This is a genomic window from Brenneria izbisi, assembly GCF_025840185.1.
Classification (GTDB): domain Bacteria; phylum Pseudomonadota; class Gammaproteobacteria; order Enterobacterales; family Enterobacteriaceae; genus Brenneria; species Brenneria izbisi.
On sequence record NZ_JAMPJU010000002.1, the window covers coordinates 488867 to 513873 of the forward strand.

At 50.8% G+C, this 25007-nt stretch carries 23 protein-coding genes, 1 other RNA gene and 1 other annotated feature; of the genes, 10 read left to right on the forward strand and 14 right to left on the reverse strand.

Features of this window, described 5'->3' with window-relative positions; translation table 11 throughout:
* Window positions 1–100: 100 nt before the first annotated feature.
* Window positions 101–1753 carry a bifunctional UDP-sugar hydrolase/5'-nucleotidase UshA gene (gene ushA / locus NC856_RS04965; RefSeq protein ID WP_264089314.1) on the reverse strand — a complete coding sequence of 551 codons (1653 nt, stop codon included), beginning with the start codon at window positions 1751–1753 and terminating at the stop codon, window positions 101–103.
* 667 nt (window positions 1754–2420) lie between these two features.
* On the opposite strand from ushA, the gene ybaL reads away from it, so the two are divergent.
* Window positions 2421–4106 carry a YbaL family putative K(+) efflux transporter gene (ybaL, locus tag NC856_RS04970; RefSeq protein ID WP_264089315.1) on the forward strand — a complete coding sequence of 562 codons (1686 nt, stop codon included), beginning with the start codon at window positions 2421–2423 and terminating at the stop codon, window positions 4104–4106.
* A gap of 73 nt (window positions 4107–4179) precedes the next feature.
* On the opposite strand, the gene hemH is transcribed toward ybaL, so the two are convergent.
* Window positions 4180–5142 (reverse strand): ferrochelatase, encoded by a 963-nt coding sequence (hemH, locus tag NC856_RS04975; RefSeq protein ID WP_264089316.1) that lies wholly within the window; start codon window positions 5140–5142, stop codon window positions 4180–4182.
* Window positions 5143–5261: 119 nt separating this feature from the next.
* On the opposite strand from hemH, the gene NC856_RS04980 reads away from it, so the two are divergent.
* Window positions 5262–5384, forward strand: coding sequence for a hypothetical protein (locus tag NC856_RS04980; RefSeq protein ID WP_264089317.1), 123 nt, complete (start codon window positions 5262–5264; stop codon window positions 5382–5384).
* Here the strand turns inward: NC856_RS04980 and adk are convergent.
* From adk to NC856_RS05015, 7 genes are all read right to left on the reverse strand, one after another.
* Window positions 5371–6015, reverse strand: coding sequence for an adenylate kinase (gene adk / locus NC856_RS04985; RefSeq protein ID WP_264089318.1), 645 nt, complete (start codon window positions 6013–6015; stop codon window positions 5371–5373). The genes NC856_RS04980 and adk overlap by 14 nt on opposite strands.
* Before the next feature lie 260 nt (window positions 6016–6275).
* On the reverse strand, window positions 6276–8159 hold the full coding sequence (gene htpG, locus NC856_RS04990) for a molecular chaperone HtpG (protein WP_264089374.1): 1884 nt from the start codon (window positions 8157–8159) through the stop codon (window positions 6276–6278).
* A gap of 171 nt (window positions 8160–8330) precedes the next feature.
* Window positions 8331–8936: a recombination mediator RecR gene (gene recR / locus NC856_RS04995; RefSeq protein WP_264089319.1), complete on the reverse strand. Its 606-nt coding sequence runs from the start codon at window positions 8934–8936 to the stop codon at window positions 8331–8333.
* Window positions 8936–9265: a YbaB/EbfC family nucleoid-associated protein gene (locus tag NC856_RS05000; protein WP_048635788.1), complete on the reverse strand. Its 330-nt coding sequence runs from the start codon at window positions 9263–9265 to the stop codon at window positions 8936–8938. Before NC856_RS05000 ends, recR begins: the two co-directional genes overlap by 1 nt.
* A gap of 40 nt (window positions 9266–9305) precedes the next feature.
* On the reverse strand, window positions 9306–11420 hold the full coding sequence (dnaX, locus tag NC856_RS05005; RefSeq protein WP_264089320.1) for a DNA polymerase III subunit gamma/tau: 2115 nt from the start codon (window positions 11418–11420) through the stop codon (window positions 9306–9308).
* Window positions 9912–9976: a sequence feature (DnaX frameshifting element), on the reverse strand. It overlaps the preceding gene by 65 nt.
* A 74-nt stretch (window positions 11421–11494) precedes the next feature.
* Window positions 11495–12043, reverse strand: a complete 549-nt coding sequence (gene apt / locus NC856_RS05010) for an adenine phosphoribosyltransferase (RefSeq protein WP_264089321.1) — start codon at window positions 12041–12043, stop codon at window positions 11495–11497.
* A gap of 207 nt (window positions 12044–12250) precedes the next feature.
* Window positions 12251–12643 carry a DUF454 family protein gene (locus tag NC856_RS05015; RefSeq protein ID WP_264089375.1) on the reverse strand — a complete coding sequence of 131 codons (393 nt, stop codon included), beginning with the start codon at window positions 12641–12643 and terminating at the stop codon, window positions 12251–12253.
* Between the two features lie 163 nt (window positions 12644–12806).
* Here NC856_RS05015 and priC point away from each other — a divergent pair, with 163 nt between their 5' ends.
* Window positions 12807–13343 (forward strand): primosomal replication protein, encoded by a 537-nt coding sequence (gene priC / locus NC856_RS05020; RefSeq protein WP_264089322.1) that lies wholly within the window; start codon window positions 12807–12809, stop codon window positions 13341–13343.
* 61 nt (window positions 13344–13404) lie between these two features.
* Complete coding sequence (gene rsmS, locus NC856_RS05025) at window positions 13405–13569, forward strand: pleiotropic regulatory protein RsmS (protein WP_264089323.1); 165 nt, start codon at window positions 13405–13407, stop codon at window positions 13567–13569.
* 18 nt (window positions 13570–13587) lie between these two features.
* Here the strand turns inward: rsmS and acrR are convergent, their stop codons facing one another.
* On the reverse strand, window positions 13588–14229 hold the full coding sequence (acrR, locus tag NC856_RS05030; RefSeq protein WP_264089324.1) for a multidrug efflux transporter transcriptional repressor AcrR: 642 nt from the start codon (window positions 14227–14229) through the stop codon (window positions 13588–13590).
* A gap of 141 nt (window positions 14230–14370) precedes the next feature.
* On the opposite strand from acrR, the gene NC856_RS05035 reads away from it, so the two are divergent.
* From NC856_RS05035 to NC856_RS05050, 4 genes are all read left to right on the forward strand, one after another.
* Window positions 14371–15567, forward strand: coding sequence for an efflux RND transporter periplasmic adaptor subunit (locus tag NC856_RS05035; protein WP_264089325.1), 1197 nt, complete (start codon window positions 14371–14373; stop codon window positions 15565–15567).
* Window positions 15568–15583: 16 nt separating this feature from the next.
* Entirely contained in the window at window positions 15584–18730 is a 3147-nt protein-coding gene (locus NC856_RS05040; protein WP_264089326.1) for an efflux RND transporter permease subunit, read from the forward strand.
* A gap of 693 nt (window positions 18731–19423) precedes the next feature.
* Window positions 19424–19792 (forward strand): Hha toxicity modulator TomB, encoded by a 369-nt coding sequence (tomB, locus tag NC856_RS05045; protein WP_264089327.1) that lies wholly within the window; start codon window positions 19424–19426, stop codon window positions 19790–19792.
* 56 nt (window positions 19793–19848) lie between these two features.
* The gene (locus NC856_RS05050; protein ID WP_009114000.1) at window positions 19849–20052 is read left to right on the forward strand and encodes an HHA domain-containing protein; all 204 of its coding nucleotides are present in this window, start codon (window positions 19849–19851) and stop codon (window positions 20050–20052) included.
* Between the two features lie 447 nt (window positions 20053–20499).
* On the opposite strand, the gene ffs is transcribed toward NC856_RS05050, so the two are convergent.
* Window positions 20500–20596, reverse strand: an RNA gene (gene ffs / locus NC856_RS05055) — signal recognition particle sRNA small type.
* 217 nt (window positions 20597–20813) lie between these two features.
* On the opposite strand from ffs, the gene NC856_RS05060 reads away from it, so the two are divergent.
* Window positions 20814–21134 (forward strand): MGMT family protein, encoded by a 321-nt coding sequence (locus tag NC856_RS05060; RefSeq protein ID WP_264089328.1) that lies wholly within the window; start codon window positions 20814–20816, stop codon window positions 21132–21134.
* Window positions 21135–21156: 22 nt separating this feature from the next.
* Here the strand turns inward: NC856_RS05060 and NC856_RS05065 are convergent, their stop codons facing one another.
* On the reverse strand, window positions 21157–21756 hold the full coding sequence (locus NC856_RS05065; protein ID WP_264089329.1) for a YbaY family lipoprotein: 600 nt from the start codon (window positions 21754–21756) through the stop codon (window positions 21157–21159).
* 286 nt (window positions 21757–22042) lie between these two features.
* On the opposite strand from NC856_RS05065, the gene tesB reads away from it, so the two are divergent.
* On the forward strand, window positions 22043–22906 hold the full coding sequence (tesB, locus tag NC856_RS05070) for an acyl-CoA thioesterase II (RefSeq protein WP_264089330.1): 864 nt from the start codon (window positions 22043–22045) through the stop codon (window positions 22904–22906).
* A gap of 97 nt (window positions 22907–23003) precedes the next feature.
* On the opposite strand, the gene amtB is transcribed toward tesB, so the two are convergent.
* Window positions 23004–24290 carry an ammonium transporter AmtB gene (gene amtB / locus NC856_RS05075; RefSeq protein ID WP_264089331.1) on the reverse strand — a complete coding sequence of 429 codons (1287 nt, stop codon included), beginning with the start codon at window positions 24288–24290 and terminating at the stop codon, window positions 23004–23006.
* 36 nt (window positions 24291–24326) lie between these two features.
* A complete protein-coding gene (gene glnK / locus NC856_RS05080; RefSeq protein ID WP_002208627.1) occupies window positions 24327–24665 on the reverse strand; it encodes a P-II family nitrogen regulator in 339 nt (112 codons plus the stop codon).
* Between the last annotated feature and the right edge of the window lie 342 nt (window positions 24666–25007).

The window sequence follows — 25007 nt, forward strand, 5'->3', positions numbered from 1 at the left end:
AGACTATTAAAGTTTTACAGAAATTATTGTATTTAATCCAGCCACGACGAACAGCGGTTTTCGCCATCATCACAGAGGCAAAAACCGCTATTCCTATCAGTTACTTATAAACAATCTCACCTTTCGGCGCATACGCGGCGGCATCCAGCGGGGAATGCTTCTCGATGTACTGTTTCAAAACTTCGGCATCGACAAAACCGGTATTGACATAGCTGGGTAAGCGATCAATACGCGGATAGCCATCCCCGCCCATCGCGTAAAAATTCAGCGTAGCCATGCGATAGACTTTATCCGCCCGCAACGGTTCGCCTTTAATTTTAACATCCTGTACGCCTGTGCCGTCGGCAATCAGGCTAACGTTAAGGAACTGCGCATAGGCGCCGGAATCGACCTGTTTATTAGCGACCACAGCCAGATATTTTTCGACTTCGCTGCCCTGCATATCCACATAAACCAGCGTGTTGGCAAAAGGCTGCACTTTCAGCACATTTTTATAGGTGATATCACCGGACTCAATGGAATCACGCACGCCGCCGCCGCTCATGATCGCAAAGTCCGCGTTGGCGCGTTCAAGCTGCGCCGACAACAATACCCGCGCCAGATTGGTCTGGTGGAAACGAACCTGATTGCGATCGCCTTCCAGTTTTCCTTTAACGTTGCCGATTTTCACGTCCAGCTGCGTCTGGCCTTTCTCCTGGAACGGCGTCAGCATTTTCAACATCGCAGGGTCCTGCTTGATTTCCTGCGTGTAGAAAACCCGCTCGGTTTTGCCGTCCGCCGTCTCAACTTTTTTCTTCAGGTTGATCGGAACAAGCTGGTAATGCTCCAGTTTCAATTCACCATTACGGAACGTAAAATCCGCGCGGCCGACATATTTACCCCATTCATGCGCCTGAACAATCCAGGTGCCGTTTTGACGATCCGGGACACACGGCGTGCCTGGCACATAATTCGCCTGTTTTTTATTTTCGCCAGCCATACAAACCGGGTCCTGCGAATGGCCGCCGACGATCATGTCCAGATAGCCCGCAGGCAGGCTGCGCGCCATTTCGACATCACCCGGCGCGTTGGAACCGTGATTACCGTCGTCATAATGTCCCATGTGCGTCGCGGCAATGATCACATCCGGTTTTTCCGCCCGACGCAATTGCTCCACGACCTGTCGGGCCTCGATCGCTGGCTGACGAAATTCGATATCCGTGAAATACTCAGGATTGCCCAGTTTGGCGGTATCGTCGGTTGTCAGACCGATAACGGCAATTTTCACCCCTTGTTTATCAAACAAGGCATAAGGCTCGAACAGACGCTTATTGGTGCTCTTTTGATAAATGTTGGCGGAAAGCAACGGGAAATTGGCCCATTTCTGCTGCTGACGCAGCACGGAAAGCGGGTTATCAAATTCGTGATTACCTAGCGCCATCGCATCATAGCCAACCATGCTCATACCACGAAAATCAGGTTCCGCATCCTGTAAATCCGATTCAGGCACCCCGGTATTAATATCGCCGCCGGAGAGCAACAGGACACTGCCGCCCTTGCCGGCGACCTCCTGACGAATTTGCTCCACCAGGGTTTTCTGCGCCGCCAGCCCATACTCGCCATACTCATTCTGCCAGAAATGACCGTGGTGATCGTTGGTATGCAATATCGTGATGGCATAGGTTTTATCTTTTTCCCAGGCCATTGCCCCCACGGAGGTGAGCGCCAGCGATACCGCAACCGCGCAGCCCAGGGCTTTTATTGAAAGACGCATGATAAATCTCCCTTTATTTTTTAAATACCCAACAGAAATGGATAAAAGAATCCGGCCCAGAAGACTAGCACAGACAGCCCCAGTCCGTCGGGAAGCGGCGAACAGGCCATGATAACGGTATTTCTCAACCGAATCTCAGATCAGATTTCGATGATCCCCAATCGTACTGTCTTTCTGTTGTCATGAATTCTTCCTAATATGGCTGGTTCATCAAAATAATCCATTTTCATGACGGTTATTCGTCATTTTCTCTGACTTTCGGCTCATTGATGACGCGATTTTATCGAGAAAGCGAAAAAACAGTGGCGGATCTTCACCAAGATATGCGCTTTATGGTAATAATTACGCATGTTTATCAACGCCTATCAGCAGAAACTGTGTCTAAATCTGTGTTACACTATGAATATACTGGTAAGCTAACATTTTTCACAAAAAACCATTTTTTACCAAGCAAGATTTCTCCATATACAATAGAATTTGTATATTGCCGCTGTTGCTGGCCTTGACGTCAGACAAAACTTACGAATTTATCTGCCTTGGCACAAGCAGGGAATTCCGATGGATGGGAAGTCATTCAATCTGTTCTCATCATGTTTCGGTTGTGACGTCAGAGAAAAAAGAAGAAATCCGCTCATTCACGTTTCACCTCATGGCACAAGGAGTCGGGATGCATGCTGCAACACCTCTAATTTCAACTATTTCAGCAGGGCTGGTACTTGCCTTCCTTCTTGGTCTTCTGGCAAACCGCCTGCGCATCTCTCCTCTTGTTGGCTATCTGGTTGCCGGTGTGCTGGTCGGGCCGTTTACACCAGGATTTGTCGCTGATACCTCGCTGGCGCCGGAGTTGGCCGAGCTAGGCGTTATTCTTTTGATGTTTGGCGTCGGTTTACACTTCTCGCTGAAAGATCTTATGGCGGTAAAATCCATCGCCATCCCCGGCGCCGTCGCGCAGATCGTCGTCGCCACGCTCCTGGGCATGGGGCTTTCCGCCATGCTGGGCTGGAGTCTGGCAAACGGTCTGGTGTTCGGTCTCTGTCTTTCCACCGCCAGTACCGTTGTCCTGTTGCGGGCGTTGGAAGAGCGACAGTTAATTGACAGCCAGCGCGGTCAAATCGCCATCGGCTGGCTGATTGTCGAAGATCTGGCCATGGTGCTTACGCTGGTTCTGTTGCCGGCATTTGGCGACATGGTCGGTTCGGAAAATGCGGATACCGGTAAACTACTGCGCGATCTGGGCTGGACCATCGGTAAAGTCGTTGCCTTTATTACCCTGATGATTGTTGTCGGACGTCGTCTGGTTCCCTGGGTACTGGCGAGAAGCGCCAGTACCGGTTCCCGCGAACTGTTTACGCTGGCAGTGCTTGCCATGGCGCTGGGTATCGCTTTCGGCGCGGTGAAATTGTTTGATGTCTCCTTTGCGTTGGGCGCATTCTTCGCCGGCGTGGTGCTGAATGAATCGGAACTCAGTCAGCGGGCGGCGCACGATACGCTGCCCCTGCGTGATGCTTTCGCGGTGCTGTTCTTTGTCTCCGTCGGTATGCTGTTCGACCCGATGATCCTGATCAACGATCCGATTGCGGTATTGATTACGCTGGCGATCATTGTATTCGGCAAGTCGGCGGCGGCCTTTATGCTGGTACGGCTATTTGGTCACTCCAAACGCACCGCGTTGACGATTTCCGCAAGTCTGGCGCAAATCGGCGAGTTTGCTTTTATTCTCGCCGGTCTAGGCATCACGCTTGGCCTGCTGTCAGAGGAAGGACGCAGTCTGGTGCTGGCCGGAGCAATCCTCTCCATCATGCTCAACCCGTTGATTTTTGCGCTGCTTGAACGCTATCTGGAAAAAAATGAAACCATTGAAGAACAGATTGTGGAAGAAGCGATTGAGGAAGAAAAACAGATCCCTGTCGATTTATGCAACCATGCGCTGCTGGTCGGCTATGGCCGCGTCGGCAGTCTGATTGGCGCCAAACTGCATCAGGCCGGCTTTCCGGTCGTGGTGATTGAGAATTCCAGGGCGCGTGTCGATGCGCTGCGTGAGCAAGGCATCAAGGCCGTTCTCGGTAATGCGACCAAACCTGAAATCATGGAAATCGCCCGACTGGACTGCGCTCGCTGGCTGCTGCTCACCATTCCCAACGGATATGAAGCGGGAGAGATAGTGGCTGCCGCCAGGGAAAAAAGGCCGGATCTGGAGATTATTGCGCGTGCGCACTACGACGATGAAGTCAGCTATATTACAGAGCACGGCGCCGATCAGGTTGTGATGGGCGAACGTGAAATCGCCAATAGCATGATCACATTGCTGAAACTGGATGAACAATCGGCAACGCCACAGGAATGCCCGATCTGATTATCGATAAACGCGATTTCCAGTCAATTTTTACCAAAAACAAGGCGGGATTGTCCCCGCCTTGTTTTTGGGCTTAATCTGCTTTGGTGACCAATTGCTCAAGCATATCAATGTGTAACGGATCATCGTTTAGCGCGGGAATGTAGTGAAATGCTTCACCGCCCGCATGCAGAAATATCTCCCGGTTCTGTTCCTGAATCTCTTCCAGCGTTTCCAGACAATCCGCGGCAAAACCGGGACACATGACCTGAATGTGTTTAATGCCTTGCGCCGGTAATCCTTGCAAGGTTTCATCCGTATAAGGCGTCAGCCACGGCTCGCGCCCAAAACGTGACTGGAAAGTCATCATCACTTTTTCTTCAGGCAAGCCTAACGCGGCGATCAACGCATCGGTAGTCGCGCGACAACGCAGCGGATAATCATCCCCTTCAGCAGCATAACGCTGTGGAATACCGTGGTAGGAGAGCACCAGTCGATCTGGCTCGCCATGCTCGGCAAAGGACTGTTTCACCCGATGCTGTAACGCGGCAATATAGGCGGGGTACTCAGCATAGTCGCGAATGAAACGAATCGCGGGTAATTGTCGATAACGGCGCAACAGTGTCGCCAGACCATCCCAAACCGCGGCTGTGGTCGAGCAGGAATACTGGGGATACATCGGTATCACCACCAGTTGCGTAACGCCCTGCGATAGCAGTTTATCCAGCGCCGAATGCAGGCTGGGCGAACCATAGCTCATCCCCAGTTCAACAGGAATTTCAGGCAGACGCGCCGCCAGCGCCTGTTGCTGGCGGCGGCTTATCACCAGCAACGGCGATCCCCCCTCCATCCAGACGGACTGGTAGAGTTTTGCCACACGCGGAGAACGGAACGGCAGAATGACGCCACGCAGCAACGGCCACCACAACAAACGAGGAGTATCCACCACACGTCTGTCGCTCAGGAACTCGGCCAGATAGCGCTTTACCGCCTGCGGCGTTGGTGCATCCGGCGTACCTAAATTCACCATCAGAACGCCGGGTTTCTCTAATCTCATACTTTCCCCTTAAGGCCAGCCGACTATCTATACGTTCAGGCCGTTATGCGACATATCAGAATCTTTATTGTAGCGAAAAAAAACCAAACAAATACGGGTAGATAGCATGGTTAAAACCAATGTCATCAATAGAGGAAAGCGAACAAGGCGGGCGGCTGACGGACTTGTCCGCCATAAAAAATGCCAGACGTTGTCTGGCATCGGAAATATTGAGTATTGTGGCGGAAATCAGCCCAGGATAGTTTCCAGTTCAGCGCGGACTTCATCAACTTTGCGCGTGCCTTCCACTTTAAAATAACGGGTATTGCCCGCTTCAGCTTCTTTCTGGTAGTAAGCCACCAACGGCGCGGTTTGCTGATGATATTCCACCAGACGTTTACGCACGGTTTCTTCCTGATCATCTTTACGCGTCGTCAGGTCTTCACCGGTGACGTCGTCTTTGCCTTCAACCTTCGGCGGATTGAATTTCACATGATAAACACGGCCTGATGCCGCGTGAACGCGACGACCAACAATACGATCGACAATCAGTTCATCAGGAACAGCAAATTCGATCACATAATCCACATTGATGCCAGCCTCTTTCATGGCATCAGCCTGCGGAATGGTTCGCGGAAAGCCATCCAGCAGAAAACCGTTACGGCAATCATCCTGGGCGATACGTTCTTTAACCAGCGCAATGACTAATTCATCGGTAACCAGTTTACCGGCATCCATGATTTCTTTAGCTTGCTTACCCAGTTCAGAACCTGCTTTCACCGCGGCACGCAACATATCACCGGTGGAAATCTGCGGGATCCCGTATTTTTCCATGATGAATTGAGCCTGAGTACCTTTGCCTGCGCCCGGAGCGCCCAGCAGAATAATACGCATTGCGTAAATCCCCTTGCTATATAGTATTTATAAAATAAATTTGAAAAGCGCTAAACCATACCATTCCAGGCGGTTATCCTCAAGGAACGGGCTCGCTTCAGCTTGTCGTCAACAGGTGAAAAAGTTGGCAAATCTTAATCGCGTGATGGCGATACCGATGAGTGTAGACGAATAAAGCCTGTTCGGTGAGGTGACGCGAGAGAAGACAAGTAGCCGCAAGCGGCGTGTTAAGACCCCGGTAACCCGGGGTCCGGGGAGCATCAAGCCGTCAGCAACTGGTTCATGCGACGGATGAATTGGTTAGGATCGTCAAGCGCACCGCGTTCTGCCAATAAAGCCTGATCAAGCAGCAGTTCCACCCATTCGGCGAATCCGGCTTCATCACTGACATCGGCAGCACGCTTAACCAGCGGATGTTCCGGGTTAAGTTCAAAAATGTATTTTACTTCCGGCGCCTGTTGACCAGCAGCGGCAAACAGTTTCGCCATCTGGGTACTCATCTCATTGGCGTCAGTAACCACAATCGCCGGCGTATCCGTCAGACGATGCGTCAGACGAACGTCTTTCACCCGCTCACCCAACAGGGTTTTCACGCGGTCGACAAAAGGCTCCAGCGCTTTTTCGGCTTCTTTCTGCGCATCGTTTTCTTCATCCGCCAGCTTATCCAGCGCTTCATCCGCCTTACTGACAGACTGGAATGACTTGCCATCGAACTCGGTCAGATAGCTCATCATCCACTCGTCGATACGATCAGACAGCAGCAGTACCTCAATGCCTTTCTTGCGGAACAGTTCCAGATGCGGGCTGCTCTTCGCGGCGGCATAGCTATCCGCCGTGATGTAATAAATTTTTTCCTGACCTTCAACCATACGACCAACATACTCTTCCAGCGACACCGTCTGTGCCGAGCTATCGGATTGTGTTGTCGCGAAGCGCAACAGTTTCGCTATCGCTTCACGGTTGCCGCCATCTTCAGCCGGGCCTTCTTTCAGTACCAGGCCGAACTGCTGCCAGAAGGTCTGATATTTTTCGGCATCCTCTTTCGCCAGTTTTTCCAGCATCTGCAACACGCGTTTGGTCAGGGCATTACGCAGATTCTGGGTGACACGGCTATCCTGCAAAATTTCACGGGATACATTGAGCGGTAAATCATTGGAATCAATCAGACCGCGCACAAAACGCAGATAGTTCGGCATGAACTGCTCGGCGTCATCCATGATAAATACACGCTGCACATATAATTTCAAACCGTGTTTATGGTCGCGGTTCCACATGTCCCACGGCGCACGGGAAGGAATATACAGCAGGCTGGTATACTCCTGCTTGCCTTCGACACGGTTGTGGCTCCAGCTTAGCGGATCGGTAAAATCGTGAGCAATGTGCTTGTAGAACTCGTTATATTCTTCGTCGCTGACTTCAGATTTGCTGCGCGTCCACAGGGCTTGCGCCTTGTTGATCTTCTCCCAACTGACGGTTGCCTCGCCGCCTTCCTCTTCACTTTCCGTGCGCGTCTCGATCTCCACCGGCAACGCAATGTGGTCGGAGTATTTGCTGATGATGGATCGCACGCGCCAGTCATCAAGAAACTCATCTTCCCCTTCACGCAAGTGCAACGTAATTTCAGTACCGCGATCGTCTTTAGCGATCTCGGCGATGGTATAGTCCCCCTCGCCCGCCGATTCCCAGAACACGCCCTGATCGGCAGCCGCGCCAGCCGCACGCGTGCGAACCGTCACTTTATCCGCCACGATAAAGGCGGAATAAAAGCCGACGCCAAACTGACCGATCAGTTGACTGTCTTTAACCTGATCGGAACCCATTGATTCCAAAAAGGCTTTAGTACCGGATTTGGCGATGGTGCCCAGATTGTCAATCACCTCATCACGGCTCATACCAATGCCGTTATCGGAAATTGTCAGAGTCCGTTTTTCTTTATCGGTCGAAACGCGCACGCGCAAGTCACCGTCGCCGGCATACAGTTCGGGGGCTGACAGCGCGCGAAAACGTAATTTATCTGCGGCATCGGAAGCGTTGGAGATCAATTCACGCAGGAAGATTTCTTTGTTGGAATACAGCGAATGGATCATCAAATGCAGCAGTTGCTTTACTTCGGACTGGAATCCACGGGTTTCTTGGCCTTTCATACTCATTGTTGCTTACCTCAATCCTAATATTATTCAGGCTGATGACGATGAGCATAGAGATGGGGATAAGCCATGATAATTTCAAGGGCAGAAGAAGCGAGACAATGCCAACGCGCGGCGAAATGGCGTATTCAACCGGCGATCAGCCGCAACGCTGGCCGCCGGCAGGCTTTAAAACCGGAAAGGCTGACGCCCGGCAAGCGAATGGGAAAGCGTGGTGCCATCCACCATTTCCAACTCGCCCCCGACAGGCACGCCGTGCGCGATGCGGCTTGCCATCACTCCATGCTGCGCGCACAGTTCGGCAATGTAGTTGGCCGTTGCATCGCCTTCCACCGTCGGATTGGTGGCCAGAATGACTTCATTGATCGATTCGCTTTGCAGCCGCTCTTCCAGTCGGCCCAGACCAATATCATCCGGCCCAATCCCATCAAGCGGCGACAAATGTCCCATCAGCACAAAATAACGTCCGGCGAACTGCCCGGTCTGTTCGACGGCATGAATATCCGCCGGACTTTCCACAACGCAAATCTGACCATTTTGCCGGCGTCGCGGATTTGCACAAATGGTGCACACCTCCTGTTCGGTGAAGGTGCGGCAATCGGCGCAATGACCAATTTCAGACATCGCGCGGGTCAGCGACTGCGCCAGACGCATCCCCCCGCTTCGGTTACGCTGTAATAGATGAAAAGCCATGCGTTGCGCCGATTTCGGCCCGACGCCCGGTAAACAGCGCAATGCCTCCATCAGCGCTTCAAGCAGCGGACTGGTTTGCATCAGAACGGCATCTTAAAGCCTGGCGGCAACTGCATGCCGCTGGAAACAGAGGCCATTTTTTCTTTCTGCGTTTCAGCAATACGACGAGCCGCATCGTTGAATGCCGCAGCGATAAGATCTTCGAGCATTTCTTTGTCGTCTTCCAACAGACTTGGATCGATCTCAACGCGACGGCAGTTGTGCGCGCCGTTGATCGTAATCTTCACCAGACCCGCGCCCGATTCTCCCGTGACTTCCAGATTGGCAATCTCTTCCTGCATCTGCTGCATTTTTTCCTGCATCTGCTGGGCTTGCTTCATCAGATTGCCAATTCCACCTTTACCAAACATAGTTTTCTCTCTATCACTTCGGGCTGCGCACTCGCAGCGGTTAAACAGGGCGGATACTCTCTTCGTCCAGTTCCGCATCAAAGAAACGCCGCAGCGTTTGAATCGTATTATCAGCCAGAATCGACTGGCGCGCCTGCGCCAGCTTTTCTTCATAAATAACCTGACGCCACTCCAACGGCGTCAGCACCGCCGGATTATCGTCTTCGGTCACCAACAGTTCTATCGGATGTCCGTAGTGTGCGCTCAAGGCATCGGCCAGCGTTTGCTGCGCCGCCGATGAGTTCAGATGACGCTGGGAAGAACGCAGATGCAGATGTATTTTACCTGTCTGCGGGATTTCCCTAAATGCATTTAACGCCAGTTGTTGTACCAGTTTTGGTAACGTCAGGCGATGAATTTCCGCCGCCCACTCATCACGTTGCAACGATTCTTCCGCCAGACGAGCCGCCAGCTCCGGCGTTTTTTCATGCTCCAACGCCGAACGCAGCGCTTTCGGTGTGGTGACATCCGCTTTTACATCCTCAGTTTTATTCTGCGCGCGCCAGCGATAAGCTTCCGGCTTTTTAGGCGCGGCAGAAACCGAATCTTTCTCATTTTGTCGTTGCGTGCTGCGCTCGGTCACCGAGGCTAAACGCTCAAGGGCCGAGGTTGCCGGCCGCGTTTTATCAGACGCTGCCGGTTCAGCCTTTTTTGGTGGCGTCGCCCTCTGCTTGCGCAATAGCTGGCTACGCGCCAGCAACAGTTGCGAAGTCGCGTCAGACAGACTGCCATCAGCAGGGTTTTCTGAGTCCGGGGGGGCAGAGACATGCTCCGCCAGCGCTGGCGGGATGAAAACCGCATCGTCAGGGCCGGAATCTGACGGATAAGGCGGCGGCGCAAACCCATTATCCTGCGGCACAGGGGCGTGCAACGGATTACTTTGCAACGCATTGCCTTGAAAAGAATTATGCTGAGGCTGACTGTTGTGAGACAGATCGTTTTGAGACAGATTCTTCTCAGACTGATTACCCGGCGGCGCGGCGTTTGCTGGCTTTACCGTGGCCGGTAAAGCTGGCGCCTCGATTATCTGCTGCGGATGAAACGCCAGCGCTCGCAGTAACGCCATTTCCACCCCCATGCGAGGATCCGGCGCATAAGGCAATTCTTTGCGGCCAATCAGCAACGTTTGGTAGTAAAGCTGCACATCCGCTGGCGGCAGCGTGCGGGCCAAATCTCGCAAGCGTGCTTCAACCTGCGCGTAATCCTGACTCAATGCGGTCGGCAGCAGTTGCACCATCGCAATACGATGCAGCAACGTCAGGGTTTCCACCAGCAACGCTTCCCAGTCAACCCCGCGCGCCGCTGCCTGATCGAGCAAGAATATCACGTGCGCGCCATCGGCTTTCACCAACGCTTCGATAATCGCCAGCGGTTGCTCATCATCCAATGTACCCAGCATCTGGCTGACCGACTCGGTCGTCACCTGCCCTTGCCCCATGGCGATCGCCTGATCGGTCAGGCTCAGCGCGTCACGTAGGCTGCCGTCGGCGGCACGCGCCAGCAATTGTAATGCTCTGGGTTCGCTTGCCAGCTGTTCCGCTTCCAGCACCTGTTCCAGATGCGCCCGAATCTGTTCGACATCCAGCGCTTTCAGATGGAATTGCAGGCAGCGCGACAAAATCGTCACGGGCAGCTTTTGCGGATCGGTGGTTGCCAGCAGGAATTTGACATGCGGCGGCGGTTCTTCCAGCGTTTTCAGCAATGCATTGAAGCTGTGCCGCGACAACATGTGCACTTCATCGATCAGGTAAACCTTGAAGCGCCCGCGAGCCGGCGCATATTGCACGTTGTCCAATAGTTCGCGGGTATCTTCGACCTTAGTGCGTGAAGCCGCGTCAATCTCGATTAAATCGACAAAACGGCCCTGCTCGATTTCACGGCAATTATCGCATTGTCCACAAGGGGTCGCCGTGACGCCCTGCTCGCAATTCAGCCCCTTTGCCAGCAAACGCGCGATGGTGGTTTTCCCCACGCCGCGCGTGCCGGAAAACAAATAGGCATGATGAATTCTGCCTAAAGAAAGGCCATTGGCCAGCGCGGTCAGGACATGCTCCTGACCAACGACATTGGCAAAGGTTTGAGGGCGCCACTTACGGGCAAGAACCTGATAGCTCATCAATACCGCAGCAGTTGAGTTATTGAGGCGATCATGCTAACACAGCCGCGCCGCTATCGGCGAGGCTGTTATGATTAATGTCCGGGGAAGTCAACCAGGCTATAGCAGTTTACGCCCATCTCTTCCAAACGCTGCGCGCCCCCCAGATCGAACAGATTAATGACGAAAGCGGCGTCGGTAACCTTGCCGCCTAACCGACGAATCAGTTTAACCGTCGCTTCAATCGTTCCGCCGGTTGCCAGCAGATCATCAATAACCAGTACATTATCCGTGGAATTAATGGCATCACAGTGAATTTCCAGCTTGTCAGTGCCGTATTCCAGTTCGTAGCTCTCGTTGATGGTCGGACGCGGCAATTTGCCCGGTTTGCGAACAGGCACGAACCCAACACCCAACGCGAGCGCCACAGGCGCGCCAAACAGAAACCCGCGCGCTTCCGTTCCCACGACTTTTGTAATCCCCGCTGCACGGTAGCGATTAGTCAGCATCTCAATGCTGGCGGCATACGCGGTGGGATCTTCCAGCAGGCTGGTTACATCACGGAACAGAATTCCCGGTTTTGGATAGTCGGGAATGCTTTTGATACTGTTTTTAATCAATTCGGGCTGCTGCGCTGTCATCATCTCGGTGCCTGATAAAACGTTCCAATCATACTGTGCCTGCCCCACCCCGCCTTCCTGCGCTTCATCTTCAAACGACCCATGAAATGGCAAAGAAAGGAAATGGCGGCCTGCGCACGAAAACGGTCAAATCTAGTCAAACTGGCAGATAAAAGCAACCATATGGCGCTGAACCAGCGTGTTTTTGTGACGGGCTGACGCTACGCGCTATTAAAAATTTCTTTCGGAAATTTTTTGTTGTTTCGGATCAATAACCGGTAGACGAAGCATAAAAGTCAGTAAAATTACCAGAATAACCAGGAGCAAAACTCTTACCCAGTTCATTTTAACCAGCCAGAGCGAGAGCGAAAACGTGAATAAAATGACGGTAATCGCCTTCCATTTCGCCCCCGGCGGTAATGCCCGGTATTGCTGCCAATGACGTAAATAACCGCCGAACCACGAACGGTAAAGCAGCCAATAATGAAAACGCGGCGACGAACGGGCAAAGCACCACGCCGCCAACAATAGAAACGGCGTTGTCGGCAGCAAGGGCAGTGCAACGCCAAACGTTGCCAGCACGACAGCAATCCACCCCACTATTATCAACGCCACACGATACATATTCACCCTTGCGCTCTACAAACATCGGCTACGACAATCACACTTTATCACTAACTTTTCCGGCGGGTTAGTTAAGATATACTCACACGGAATAATCACAATAACTTGTACCAGCCGATCATTGCAGGCAAGCTGGGCTATCTGCACGGCGTAGGGAAATCACGTGAACACTCACCAACTGCTGCTGGCTCTTGAACAGCAGATAGCGACGCTAGCAAAAGACATTGAGCCGCTGGCTGACAAATCCGTTTCTCAGTCGCGTTTCGATCGCCAGTTATTCAGCAGCTATGGTACACGCCTGAAAGATTACTTTGCGGAAGTCAGTGAGAATTTGCATCTGATCCGACATCTGGCGGCGGAGCAACGCACGGAGCGAGTCGCGTTCATGGCCGAAAAACTGGTCAGGCAAATTACCGCGCTGCAACGCGAATTGGCGACACAATCCTTACGGCGCCGGGAACAACCGACGACAACCGCAACAGAGGATCATTATCACAAACTGGCGGAACATCAGGGTTATGAACGCCGCCTGCTCGCCATGATCCAGGACAGGGAAAGTCTGTTAAGTCGACAAACGCGGCTCAATGAACAACAACGGTTGCAAAAAGAACTGGCGGCGCTGGAAGGCCGGCTATCGCGCTGCCGTCAGGCCCTCACCCGTTTGGAACGCTTAATCGAGCGCCATGAGCAAGGCCTGTAAAACCCGCGTCCTTTCTGCTATATCTGAAAACCCATGCAGAATACGATTGAGGGAAATTCGCATGTCACTGGAAAATGCGCCGCCAGAGGTCAAACTGGCTGTCGATCTGATCATGTTATTGGAATATAACCAAATCGAACCGCAAATTGCGTTAGCCGCACTGGAAATTGTACGGGCGGATTTTCAAAAAAAAGTAAGGCGGGAAGAAAAAACTACCGGGAAGTAGCGCTTATCAGATCGACGCTCAGACAGCGGTTTTACGCAGCGCCATGCTCGAACGGAGCATCTCAATAAATGCATCGGTCAACGCAGGCGCTTCCTGCTCAAGATTGAAACTCTCAGGCATGAACAACCAGTTTTCCATAATACCTGAGAAATAAGCGCGTAATGCGATGGCGGCGCGGCGGGGATGAATATCCTCTGGCAACATGCCCATACGGATGCACCGTATCAGGTTGTTTTCAATATCGATATAGCAGGAAAGATACAATGCCTTGCGCGCGTTATAAGATTGCAACATTTCGCCAACAAACTCGCATTTATGAAAGATGATTTCCATCATCGAGCGCCACTTGGGGTCACTGACGGTCAAACGAAGCATAAAAATCATTAATTCACGCATCACATGGAGTGGATCATCTGGAAATTTTGTCTGATAATCTATTTCAAAATCATTGATTTTTGATTCTGCCAGTGTCCAAATTTCATCGAATAATTCAGCTTTGTTTTTGAAGTGCCAGTAAATCGCACCACGGGTAACCCCAGCAGCGGCGGCGATGTCAGCCAGTGACGTGGCAGAAACACCGTGCTCTGAGAATATTCTCAACGCTGCATCAATGATTTGCTGTCGGGTTTCCTGAGCTTGTTGTTTGGTTTTTCGTGCCATATCGCTGTCTTTGAAAGAAAGTGTGATTTACATACATTCGAGTATGTATGTAACATAGCATCAACAGAAAATTATCGCAGCAATGGGTTTTAAGCTTGTGATCCATTGGTCAATTTCAAATCGGACACTTGAGGTTTATCTATGAACAAAAACAGAGGGCTGAAGCCTCTGGCAGCAGTTCTGATGCTTTCTGGCGGCTTAATTCTCGCAGGATGTGATGATAGTGGAAATCAACAAGCGGAAGGGAGTCAACAGCAGGCGCCGGAAGTCGGTATTGTGACACTGAAAACCCAACCTTTGAATGTCACGACTGATTTGCCCGGCCGCACCAATGCTTACCGCATTGCGGAAGTTCGTCCTCAGGTTGGTGGAATTATCCTGAAACGTAACTTTGTCGAAGGAAGTGACGTGCAAGCTGGCGATTCGTTGTATCAGATCGATCCCGCGACTTATCAAGCCAATTATAATAGCGCCAAAGGCTCATTGGCCCAGGCGCAGGCCAGCGCCGAAATCGCCCGTCTGACCGTTAATCGCTATAAGCCGTTGCTGGGAACGAATTACATCAGCAAGCAAGACTACGATCAGGCGGTTGCAACCTCCCGTCAGGCTGATGCCGCCGTGCAAGCGGCAAAGGCGGCGGTAGATACGGCGCAGATCAATCTCGCTTATACCAAAGTCATTTCGCCGATATCAGGCCGGATTGGTAAATCCACGGTTACTGAGGGCGCGCTGGTTTCCACCGGTCAAACCACCGCATTAACCACCGTACAGCAGCTTGATCCGATTTATGTGGATGTTACGCAATCCAGTAATGATTTTCTGCAACTGAAAAAAGATCTGGAAAGCGGCGCGTTGAAACAGAGCGAAGGTAAAGCGGCCATTCGCCTGCTGCTGGAGGATGGTTCAGAATACAGCCTGCCGGGTACGCTGGAATTTTCTGATGTTACCGTTGATGAAACCACAGGCTCCATCACCTTGCGAGCTATCTTCCCTAACCCGCAACATAACCTGCTGCCTGGCATGTTTGTCCGTGCACGGCTTGAAGCCGGCGTAAACGCCAATGCGCTATTGGTTCCGCAACAAGGGGTTACCCGCGATCCCCGTGGTCAAGCGACGGCGATGGTGGTCGGAGAAGGCGATAAAGTCGAATTGCGCGAGCTTAAAACCAGCAAAGCGATTGGTGACAAATGGCTGGTGGATGAAGGCCTGAAAGAAGGCGATCGCGTGATTGTCACTGGTCTGCAAAAAATCAAACAAGGCGTGCAAGTGCAGGCAAAAGAAGTAGCTCAAGACAGTGAGCAGACGCAGCAAGCAGCAACTGAACCCGCGAAGTCTTAACAGGAGCCGGTAATTCATGGCTAAGTTTTTTATTGATCGACCCATTTTTGCATGGGTTCTCGCCATTATGGTGATGCTGACGGGGATGCTGGCAATTGTAAAATTGCCTATTGCCCAATATCCGACGATCGCGCCGCCAGCGATTGAAGTGACTGCAACTTATCCTGGAGCCGACGCATCGACGCTGCAAGACTCCGTGACACAGGTTATCGAACAAAACATGAACGGTATCGATAATCTGATGTACATGTCGTCAAGCAGCGACTCGTCAGGCACCGTCCAGATTACTCTGACCTTTGATGCCGGCACCAATGCCGATATTGCGCAGGTGCAGGTACAGAATAAATTGCAATTGGCGATGCCTTTGCTGCCGCAGGAAGTTCAACAACAAGGGGTGAACGTCCAGAAATCCAGCAGCAGCTTCCTGATGGTTGCCGCCTTTATCAGTGAAGACGGCAAATTATCCCAGGAGGATATCGCCGACTATGTCGCTGCCAATGTCAAAGATCCAATCAGCCGAACCTCCGGCGTGGGCGACGCTCAATTGTTTGGGGCGCAGTACGCGATGCGCATCTGGCTGGACCCGAATAAACTGAACAACTATCAACTGACAACGCTCGATGTGACTTCGGCAATCACGGTACAGAACAACCAGATTGCCGCTGGTCAGTTAGGTGGCGCGCCGCCGGTGCCAGGTCAGCAACTGAACTCATCAATCATTGCACAGACCCGCCTGAGCTCGCCGGAAGAATTCGCCAAAATTCTACTAAAGGTGAATCCTGATGGTTCGCAGGTTCGGCTAAGTGATGTAGCGCGAGTCGAACTCGGCGCCGAAAGCTATGACACTATCGCCCGTTTCAACGGTCAACCGGCCGCGGGGATTGGTATCAAACTGGCCACCGGCGCGAATGCGCTGGATACGTCGACCGCGGTAAAAAATGAACTGTCCAAGCTGGAGGAGTTCTTCCCTGACGGACTGAGAGTAGTTTATCCCTACGATACCACCCCCTTCGTAAAAATCTCGATTAGCGAAGTGGTAAAAACGCTGATAGAAGCTATCGTTCTGGTATTCCTGGTGATGTATCTGTTCTTGCAGAACTTCCGCTCCACGCTGATCCCAACGATAGCCGTGCCGGTTGTTTTGTTGGGGACTTTCGCCATCCTTTCGGCCTTTGGTTACTCCATTAACACCTTAACCATGTTTGCGATGGTTCTGGCGATCGGGCTTCTGGTGGATGACGCCATCGTCGTGGTTGAAAACGTTGAGCGCGTCATGGCGGAGGAAGGGTTGCCGCCGAAAGAAGCGACTAAACGCTCCATGGAACAGATTCAGGGCGCGCTGGTGGGTATCGCCCTGGTGCTCTCCGCCGTGTTCGTGCCAATGGCGTTCACCGGCGGTTCCACCGGGGCAATCTACCGGCAGTTCTCGATAACCATCGTATCTGCAATGGTGCTGTCAGTATTAGTGGCGATTATTTTGACCCCGGCTCTGTGCGCGACCTTGTTGAAACCAATCGCCAAAGGCGACCACGGGGAGAAGAAAGGCTTCTTCGGTTGGTTTAATAATCTGTTTGAAAAGAGCACGAACCACTACACCGATAGCGTGGCGAACATTCTGCGCAGCACGGGGCGCTATCTGGTCATTTATCTGCTGATTGTGGTGGGACTGGCCTTCCTGTTCCTGCGCCTGCCCAGTTCGTTCCTGCCGGATGAGGATCAAGGCGTTCTGCTTAACCTCGTACAATTGCCCGCAGGCTCGACACAGGAAAACACGCAGAAAGTGCTCGATACCATGACCCAGTACTATATGGAAAATGAGGAAAGCACCGTTAACTCCGTCTTTGCCATCAACGGGTTTGGCTTCTCAGGTCGGGGACAAAATGTGGGTCTGGCGTTCGTTAGCCTGAAAGACTGGAGCGAGCGCAGCGGGACGGAAAATAAAGTCAACGCCATCGCTCAACGTGCAAACGCCGCGTTCAGTCAGATTAAAGAAGCGGTTGTGGTGGCCACCAACGTACCGGCGATTGTCGAACTGGGCACCGCCACCGGCTTTGATTTCCAGTTGATCGATCAGGCCAACCTCGGACACCAAAAACTGACCGAGGCTCGTAACCAACTGCTGGGCATGGCCGCACAACGCCCTGATGTGTTGGTGAAGGTGCGTCCTAACGGCATGGAAGATACGCCACAATTCCGTCTTGATGTTGATCAGGAAAAAGCGCAGGCGCTTGGCGTTTCTCTGTCGGACATAAACTCGACGCTGGCGACAGCGCTCGGCGGCAGCTATGTGAATGACTTCGTCGATCGTGGCCGCGTGAAAAAAGTGTATGTGCAGGCGGATGCGCCTTTCCGTATGCTGCCGGATGATATCAAGAACTGGTACATACGCGGCGGTAGCGGGCAGATGGTGCCCTTCTCGGCCTTCACCAATAGTCATTGGGAATATGGCTCGCCACGTCTGGAACGCTACAACGGCCAACCTTCAATGCAGATTCAAGGTGAAGCCGCGCCAGGAAAAAGTACTGGTGAGGCAATGGTGCTGATGGAAGAATTCGTTACCAAGCTACCAGAAGGCATCGGTTACGAATGGACGGGAATGTCCTATCAGGAACGGCTATCGGGTAATCAGGCTCCGGCAATCTACGCGATCTCGCTGATTGTGGTCTTCCTGTGTCTGGCCGCACTTTATGAAAGCTGGTCCATTCCGTTCTCCGTCATGCTGGTCGTACCTCTGGGGATCATCGGCGCATTGATTGCAGCCAACATGCGCGGTCTTGAAAATGACGTCTACTTCAAAGTGGGGCTGCTGACCACCATCGGGCTATCGGCGAAGAACGCCATATTGATAGTCGAATTCGCCAAAGACCTGATGGAAAAAGAAGGCAAAGGGCTTATCGAAGCGACACTTGATGCGGTACGGATGCGTTTACGTCCTATCCTGATGACGTCACTGGCCTTTATCCTCGGCGTGGTTCCCCTGGTCATCAGTTCCGGCGCGGGCTCCGGCGCGCAGAACGCGGTGGGTACAGGCGTGATGGGCGGCATGATCACGGCTACCATTCTGGCGATATTCTTCGTTCCGGTATTCTTTGTGGTGGTACGCCGCCGCTTCGGAAAGAAGATTGATGATTCAGAACAACCTCCCAAGGTAGAGCATCAATAGTTCTATTCGCTTATATCAAAGGGCCGCTCAAATGCGGCCTTTTTAATTGCTCTCATCTCCACTGCGTTAGACACTTCTTTAAGTAAAAGAAAAATTATTTACATGCAATCACATTGCAATACAAAGCGAAAAAAGAAAAGCGACTAACCCTTTCCTATCGAGTCATCATCGTTCTGTTATGCACGTTATGAATATTTTTTATAACTAATCAGATAAAAACTGCTAAAACAATAGGATAAGCAAATTCCACCCCGTAAGGGCTCTCCTTATCATCTTGCGTTTATAATAGAATTAATTTAATTATCTAATATGAGTATTATTATCTGACTATTTACATATCAATATGCTGAACAGGTAAACTTAGGAAATAGCGGCGAAAAGCTTAGCTATTAACCGCGAATCTTGCTGACTCTTTTGCTATAGTCATAAGAGAATGACGCCATTTGTATCAACATGGCATGGTTTAAACGCCATATGTTAGTATTTGAATGGAAAGTGAACTTGTTGATATCAGGAGGTACAGTAACCGTTGTTGCCCAATTTATGACTGCCAGAATCATAGACCAAACGATTTTGATCTCAACATCATGAATACAGAAACATGGCTAAAATCTTCTATGAATTTCGTCAGTCTACCTGTTTACCAGGTGTTAACCGCAGTAACACTGAATAACGGCTTAACGGAGGATTGATATGGATGAGTACACACCGAAACATTATGATATTGCCCAACTCAGATTCTTATGTGAGAATCTATGCGACGAAAGTATCGCAACGTTAGGTGATAGCAGTCACGGTTGGGTCAATGACCCTACATCTGCGATCAATCTCCAATTAAATGAACTTATTGAGCATATAGCTACATTTATTCTCACATTTAAAATAAAATACCCTAACGAAAGCGAGCTTTCTCAGCAGGTTGAAAAGTATTTAGACGACACCTACGTTTTGTTTAGCAACTATGGAATCAATGATGCTGAACTACGTCGCTGGCAAAAATCTAAAGCTGAGCTATTCGGAATGTTCTCAGAAGTGGATATCTGTACGCCTGCTAAAACTTAAGCAATAATTTGTTTTATATTTATTAACCACCAGGCATTGTTTGCATAAAGGGCATTATGAAAAAAATCGATTATTTGATGCGTTTACGTAAATGCACGACCATTGATACGCTTGAACGCGTTATTGAGAAAAACAAGTATGAACTCTCCAATGATGAACTGGAGATGTTCTATTCCGCGGCGGATCATCGTCTGGCAGAACTGACGATGAACAAACTTTATGACAAAGTCCCCACCGCTGTATGGAAATACGTCCGTTAATTCTCAGCCGCAAAGTTTACAAATATTGATATAAAAACATAGGCCGATAACATTTATCGGCCAGTGTATTCTTTTGTTTTTTTATGTATTAAGAAAGGAAGAGTTGTAACAAAGTGTACACCCTGCGAAAGAAATAATTCAAATCGTATGTTTTTATAAACAATATTAACTTTTATCCTGTATGACTTTTATCAATCACATTGATAGTTTCCGACAATAACGAAAATTATTCTTTATATAGGGTCACAGGATATAAACCGGTTCAGGTTTACATCGGCTAATGGTTTACGTCATTGGCAATTCATCTGGTGTGGATTGAAACACGACTCGCTGCGGCACAAAGAAAGCCAGCTCATGTATCAGTACCCTTAAACATTTAATCGAGGATGTGTAGACAACAATCTATTATGCAAGATGATATTGGAGAGGGAGATAAATGGGTGGAGGCCCTGCCAGCTACATCCCGGCACACACGTCTCCTGCTGCGGCTGCTTCCTTCCAGACCTGACCGAGTCCACAGGTTAATGTTGCGGGAGAACCGACAGGGCCTCCATTGACGACTCAATGACGAGATAGTTGCTATCTCACTAAAGAGCGGAGGGCATTATCGGTGATGGGATGGTCAATTGCAAGCTAACACCTTCCAACCGTTGTTTTCTTGCCCAGACCGCTATGTCACTATACATTTTTCTGCACTTATACATTTTCCACACTATACATTTTCCGCACTACAGCGAACTCAGCAAGACAGGAACACCTTGATGACAGGAGAAAATGATAATTTTCGCCAACGTATTTTCCAGATTGTAGCGGCTATACCTTATGGCAAAGTCACAACGTATGGCGAAGTCGCGCTGCTGGCAGGCTCTCCACGCGCCTCCAGACAAGTTGGCGGCGTGTTAAAACGGTTACCGAATGGCAGCAAACTTCCCTGGCACCGAGTGATCAATCGTAAAGGTGAAATATCGCTTATCGGCGACGACTATCAGCGCCAGAAATCCGCGCTGTTAGCCGAAGGAATTGTTTTTGACCGCTACGGCAGGATCGATCTGCAACGCTTCAGATGGCAGTACGCACGGTAGCGCAGTGCGTACTGCGGGCAGATTACCAGTTGGTTTGTACTGATGATGGCGCAGACATCTCTGGCGATGTCGTGACAGATGGCTGTAGCCCTACCGAAGGTTGGGATTGTTGCGTTGGGGCGGGCGTCGACTCGGAATGTTTGGTTGGTAATGGAACCGAAGCGACCGGAACCAGGATGAGATCGGCATTACTCACACCGTTGGAGATAACTGGCAACACATTCTCTGTCATCATGACGATTCTGTTATCTATCGCAACCGCCGCACTCAGCAGGATTCGCGCATTAGGCTGGATATCAGCCGGTTGGTACGGTAAAGAAAACTGGAAAGGCGCCTGCTTGCCACCTGTACGCATTACATGCTGGGCAATGACTTTTGAAGGCGCATCAGCGAGTGAAGCATCGGATACCGTTACCGTTAAAACCGCATTGGGCGGCAAAGCAATACGCTGACGGATATTCACCGTGCCGCTGACAGCTGGCATGGAAATGGCGGGGTATTGGGACGAAGCGCTGGTGACTGGCGCGCCGGTTTGTGGAGAAATGCCATAATCTCCCCTTTCGGCGCACGCTGACAGCGCCATGGATAACGTGATGCAGCCTAAGGTATGCCATAATTTCATTCGGACAGTCTCCTCTTATTCTTGTCAGACTGCTGGCATCAGAAAAAACCAGCGTTCATAAAAGTATGGTTCACTTAACACATCAATTATGGTGCAAGATTCTGATATTTTCATAAAAGGTGATTTTAATAACCACACAAAAACCATAAAACATCAATATCATGATAAATTGTTGGATAATGCCAGATTTTATAAACCCTAACCATTTCAACCTGTTGAAAGAAAGAAATGTCATAAATTCCTGACATTCAGGCTGGATGATCAATAACTAATGAGGCCGAATAATATGAGCCAGGCACTACGAAATCTTCTCGACCTCCTGAATCTGGAGAAAATTGAGGAAGGATTATTCCGAGGACAGAGTGATGATTTAGGGCTGCGCCAGGTGTTTGGCGGTCAGGTCGTCGGTCAGGCGCTTTGTGCGGCGAAACAAACCGTATCCATTGAGCGCGCCATCCACTCATTCCACAGTTATTTTCTCCTGCCTGGCGATAGCCAAAAACCTATAATCTATGATGTAGAGAATCTGCGGGATGGCAACAGCTTTAGCGCCCGGCGGGTGAACGCCATTCAAAATGGCAAACCGATTTTCTCCATGACCGCCTCATTCCAGAGTCCTGAAGAGGGCTTTGAACATCAAAACGTGATGCCTGTCGTCACTCCCCCGGAAGAACTTAAATCCGAGCAGGAGATCACAGAAAGCATGGCGCACTTATTATCCCCCCAATTTCGGGATAAATTTACTCGACCGCGGCCAATTGAGATGCGCCCGGTGAAATTTCATAATCCGCTAAAAGGAGAAGTCGAAGAACCAGTACGGCATGTTTGGTGCAAAGCCAATGGCCCGTTACCAGACGATGCGCGAATCCATCAGTATCTGCTCGGTTACACGTCTGACTGCAATTTTCTGTTAACGGCCCTGCAACCCCACGGCGTGGGATTTCTCGAGCCCGGAATGCAGGTTGCGACTATTGATCACTCTATGTGGTTCCATCGTCCTTTCCGGCTGGATGACTGGTTGTTGTATACCGTGGAAAGCACTTCGGCGTCGGGCGCAAGAGGTTTTGTGCGTGGACAGTTTTATACACGTGAAGGCGTACTGGTCGCGTCGAGTGTGCAGGAAGGCGTGATCCGCCGTGACACCGATTAAAAAACCATTGGTGACAGAACAAAAAAACAGGGCGCGAGATCATTCTCGCGCCCTATTCCATTTATATCAGCAGGACTGATCAGCCTGACGGCATAACTTACTGGTTGTAAGCATTTTCGCCATGGCTGTTGACATCCAGACCTTCGCGCTCTTGTTCTTCCGGTACACGCAGACCAACAACCATATCTGCAATCTTGAACGCGATAAACGCGGCAGCGCCAGACCACACGAACGTAACAATAATGCTGAACAGCTGTACCCAAACCTGCTGAGCCATCGTGACGCCTTCAGCGTAGCCTGTGCCACCCAGTGAAGCGGAGGTGAATACACCGGTCAGGATACAGCCAACAATGCCGCACACGCCGTGAACACCGAACACATCGCATGGGTCATCAACCCGCAGCCATCTTTTCAGTACGGTACATCCCCATAGACCAGCAATACCACCCGCCAGACCAATGATCATTGCGCCGCCGACGCCAACGGTACCCGCTGCCGGCGTAATGGCAACCAGACCGGCGATACAACCAGAACACGCCCCCAGCAGAGAAGGCTTGCCACGCACCATCCACTCGCCGGCAACCCATGCCAAAATCGCCGCTGCGGTGGCAACCACCGTGTTCAGGAAAGCCAGCGCCGCAATACCGTTGGCCGCACCAGCAGAACCGGCGTTAAAGCCGAACCAGCCGATGTACAGGATCGCCGTACCAATAAAGACCATCGGCAGACTGTGCGGTTTAAACGCTTCTTTACCGAAACCAGCGCGTTTGCCCAACAGATAAGCGCCAACCAGACCAGCAACCGCAGCGTTGATATGCACAACAGTACCGCCCGCGAAGTCCAGCGCGCCATCAGCGGCCAGATAACCACCGCCCCAAACCATATGGGTCATCGGCAGATAGGAGAACGTCAGCCACAGTGCAACGAAAATCAACACGGCGGAGAAACGGATACGTTCAGCAATCGCCCCGACAATCAGCGCAACAGTAATGCAGGCAAAAGACGCCTGATAAGCTACATGCACAAACTGATAGAAGGTTCCTGTTACCGATTCAACACCGATACCTTTAAGCATAAACGCGGAGAAATCGCCAAAGAACGCGTTACCTTCGCTGAATGCCAGGCTATAGCCGTACACCACCCACAGGATACATACCATGGCAAAGGCGACTGCAACCTGAGTCATCATGGAAAGTACGTTCTTCGAACGAATCAGACCACCATAAAACAGGGCGATGCCAGGTATAGTCATAAAAAGTACCAGAGCGGTACAAATCATAATAAATGCATTATCTGCTTTATCGATCGTTGGAGCGGCTGCCATCGCCCAGGACGGGAGCAAAGTCGCTACACCAAGACCTAATGAGGAGACAAGTTTTTTCATTTTCATCCATCCCTATTTACAAATCTAAGTCAGGTGTTAAAGTGCGGCTTCGTCGGTTTCACCAGTACGAATACGAATAACCCTTTGTAATTCAGCAACAAAAATCTTGCCGTCGCCAATTTTTCCGGTATAAGCCGCTTTGCTGATCACATCAATGACTTCGTCCAGTTGATCATCAGCAATAGCGATATCGATTTTTACTTTTGGTAGAAAGTTAACGCTGTACTCCGCGCCACGATACAGTTCAGCATGTCCTTTCTGACGTCCAAATCCCTTCACCTCGGTGACAGTGAGCCCCTGGATGCCGACAGAAGACAATGCTTCACGCACATCCTCCAGCTTGAATGGTTTTATCACCACAGTAACCAGTTTCATTCATCTTCCCCCTAACCATTAAGTTCAGACTTACGCCCGCCACTATTTAGAATTACGTTGTTTTTGGATTACGATCATCGCAAATGATCTACACGTGATTATTAAAGCAAAGGATGTGCCATAAATGATTTATCTGATTCAGTTCAATGAGACAACGCTGATAAGGTCTACTACAGGCTGAAAAAAGCGTCGACTGGAGAAAAAAACCCCAAAAAGCGGCGCAACAAGCGCACCAAAAAAGTGCATTACGCCAGATTTTGGTGCATATCGGCAAAAAACAGAAGGGATATGCCTAGTGATGGTGCGAAGTCATGGAAAGGCGGTCATTCCGCCCCACATATT

Coding starts and splice junctions, on each gene's coding strand:
- ushA (WP_264089314.1), bottom strand. CDS start 1,753: ATGCGTCTTTCAATAAAAGCCCTGGGCTGCGCGGTTGCGGTATCGCTG.
- ybaL (WP_264089315.1), top strand. CDS start 2,421: ATGCATGCTGCAACACCTCTAATTTCAACTATTTCAGCAGGGCTGGTA.
- hemH (WP_264089316.1), bottom strand. CDS start 5,142: ATGAGATTAGAGAAACCCGGCGTTCTGATGGTGAATTTAGGTACGCCG.
- NC856_RS04980 (WP_264089317.1), top strand. CDS start 5,262: ATGTCATCAATAGAGGAAAGCGAACAAGGCGGGCGGCTGACGGACTTG.
- adk (WP_264089318.1), bottom strand. CDS start 6,015: ATGCGTATTATTCTGCTGGGCGCTCCGGGCGCAGGCAAAGGTACTCAG.
- htpG (WP_264089374.1), bottom strand. CDS start 8,159: ATGAAAGGCCAAGAAACCCGTGGATTCCAGTCCGAAGTAAAGCAACTG.
- recR (WP_264089319.1), bottom strand. CDS start 8,936: ATGCAAACCAGTCCGCTGCTTGAAGCGCTGATGGAGGCATTGCGCTGT.
- NC856_RS05000 (WP_048635788.1), bottom strand. CDS start 9,265: ATGTTTGGTAAAGGTGGAATTGGCAATCTGATGAAGCAAGCCCAGCAG.
- dnaX (WP_264089320.1), bottom strand. CDS start 11,420: ATGAGCTATCAGGTTCTTGCCCGTAAGTGGCGCCCTCAAACCTTTGCC.
- apt (WP_264089321.1), bottom strand. CDS start 12,043: ATGATGACAGCGCAGCAGCCCGAATTGATTAAAAACAGTATCAAAAGC.
- NC856_RS05015 (WP_264089375.1), bottom strand. CDS start 12,643: ATGTATCGTGTGGCGTTGATAATAGTGGGGTGGATTGCTGTCGTGCTG.
- rsmS (WP_264089323.1), top strand. CDS start 13,405: ATGTCACTGGAAAATGCGCCGCCAGAGGTCAAACTGGCTGTCGATCTG.
- acrR (WP_264089324.1), bottom strand. CDS start 14,229: ATGGCACGAAAAACCAAACAACAAGCTCAGGAAACCCGACAGCAAATC.
- NC856_RS05035 (WP_264089325.1), top strand. CDS start 14,371: ATGAACAAAAACAGAGGGCTGAAGCCTCTGGCAGCAGTTCTGATGCTT.
- NC856_RS05040 (WP_264089326.1), top strand. CDS start 15,584: ATGGCTAAGTTTTTTATTGATCGACCCATTTTTGCATGGGTTCTCGCC.
- tomB (WP_264089327.1), top strand. CDS start 19,424: ATGGATGAGTACACACCGAAACATTATGATATTGCCCAACTCAGATTC.
- NC856_RS05050 (WP_009114000.1), top strand. CDS start 19,849: ATGAAAAAAATCGATTATTTGATGCGTTTACGTAAATGCACGACCATT.
- NC856_RS05060 (WP_264089328.1), top strand. CDS start 20,814: ATGACAGGAGAAAATGATAATTTTCGCCAACGTATTTTCCAGATTGTA.
- NC856_RS05065 (WP_264089329.1), bottom strand. CDS start 21,756: ATGAAATTATGGCATACCTTAGGCTGCATCACGTTATCCATGGCGCTG.
- tesB (WP_264089330.1), top strand. CDS start 22,043: ATGAGCCAGGCACTACGAAATCTTCTCGACCTCCTGAATCTGGAGAAA.
- amtB (WP_264089331.1), bottom strand. CDS start 24,290: ATGAAAAAACTTGTCTCCTCATTAGGTCTTGGTGTAGCGACTTTGCTC.
- glnK (WP_002208627.1), bottom strand. CDS start 24,665: ATGAAACTGGTTACTGTGGTGATAAAACCATTCAAGCTGGAGGATGTG.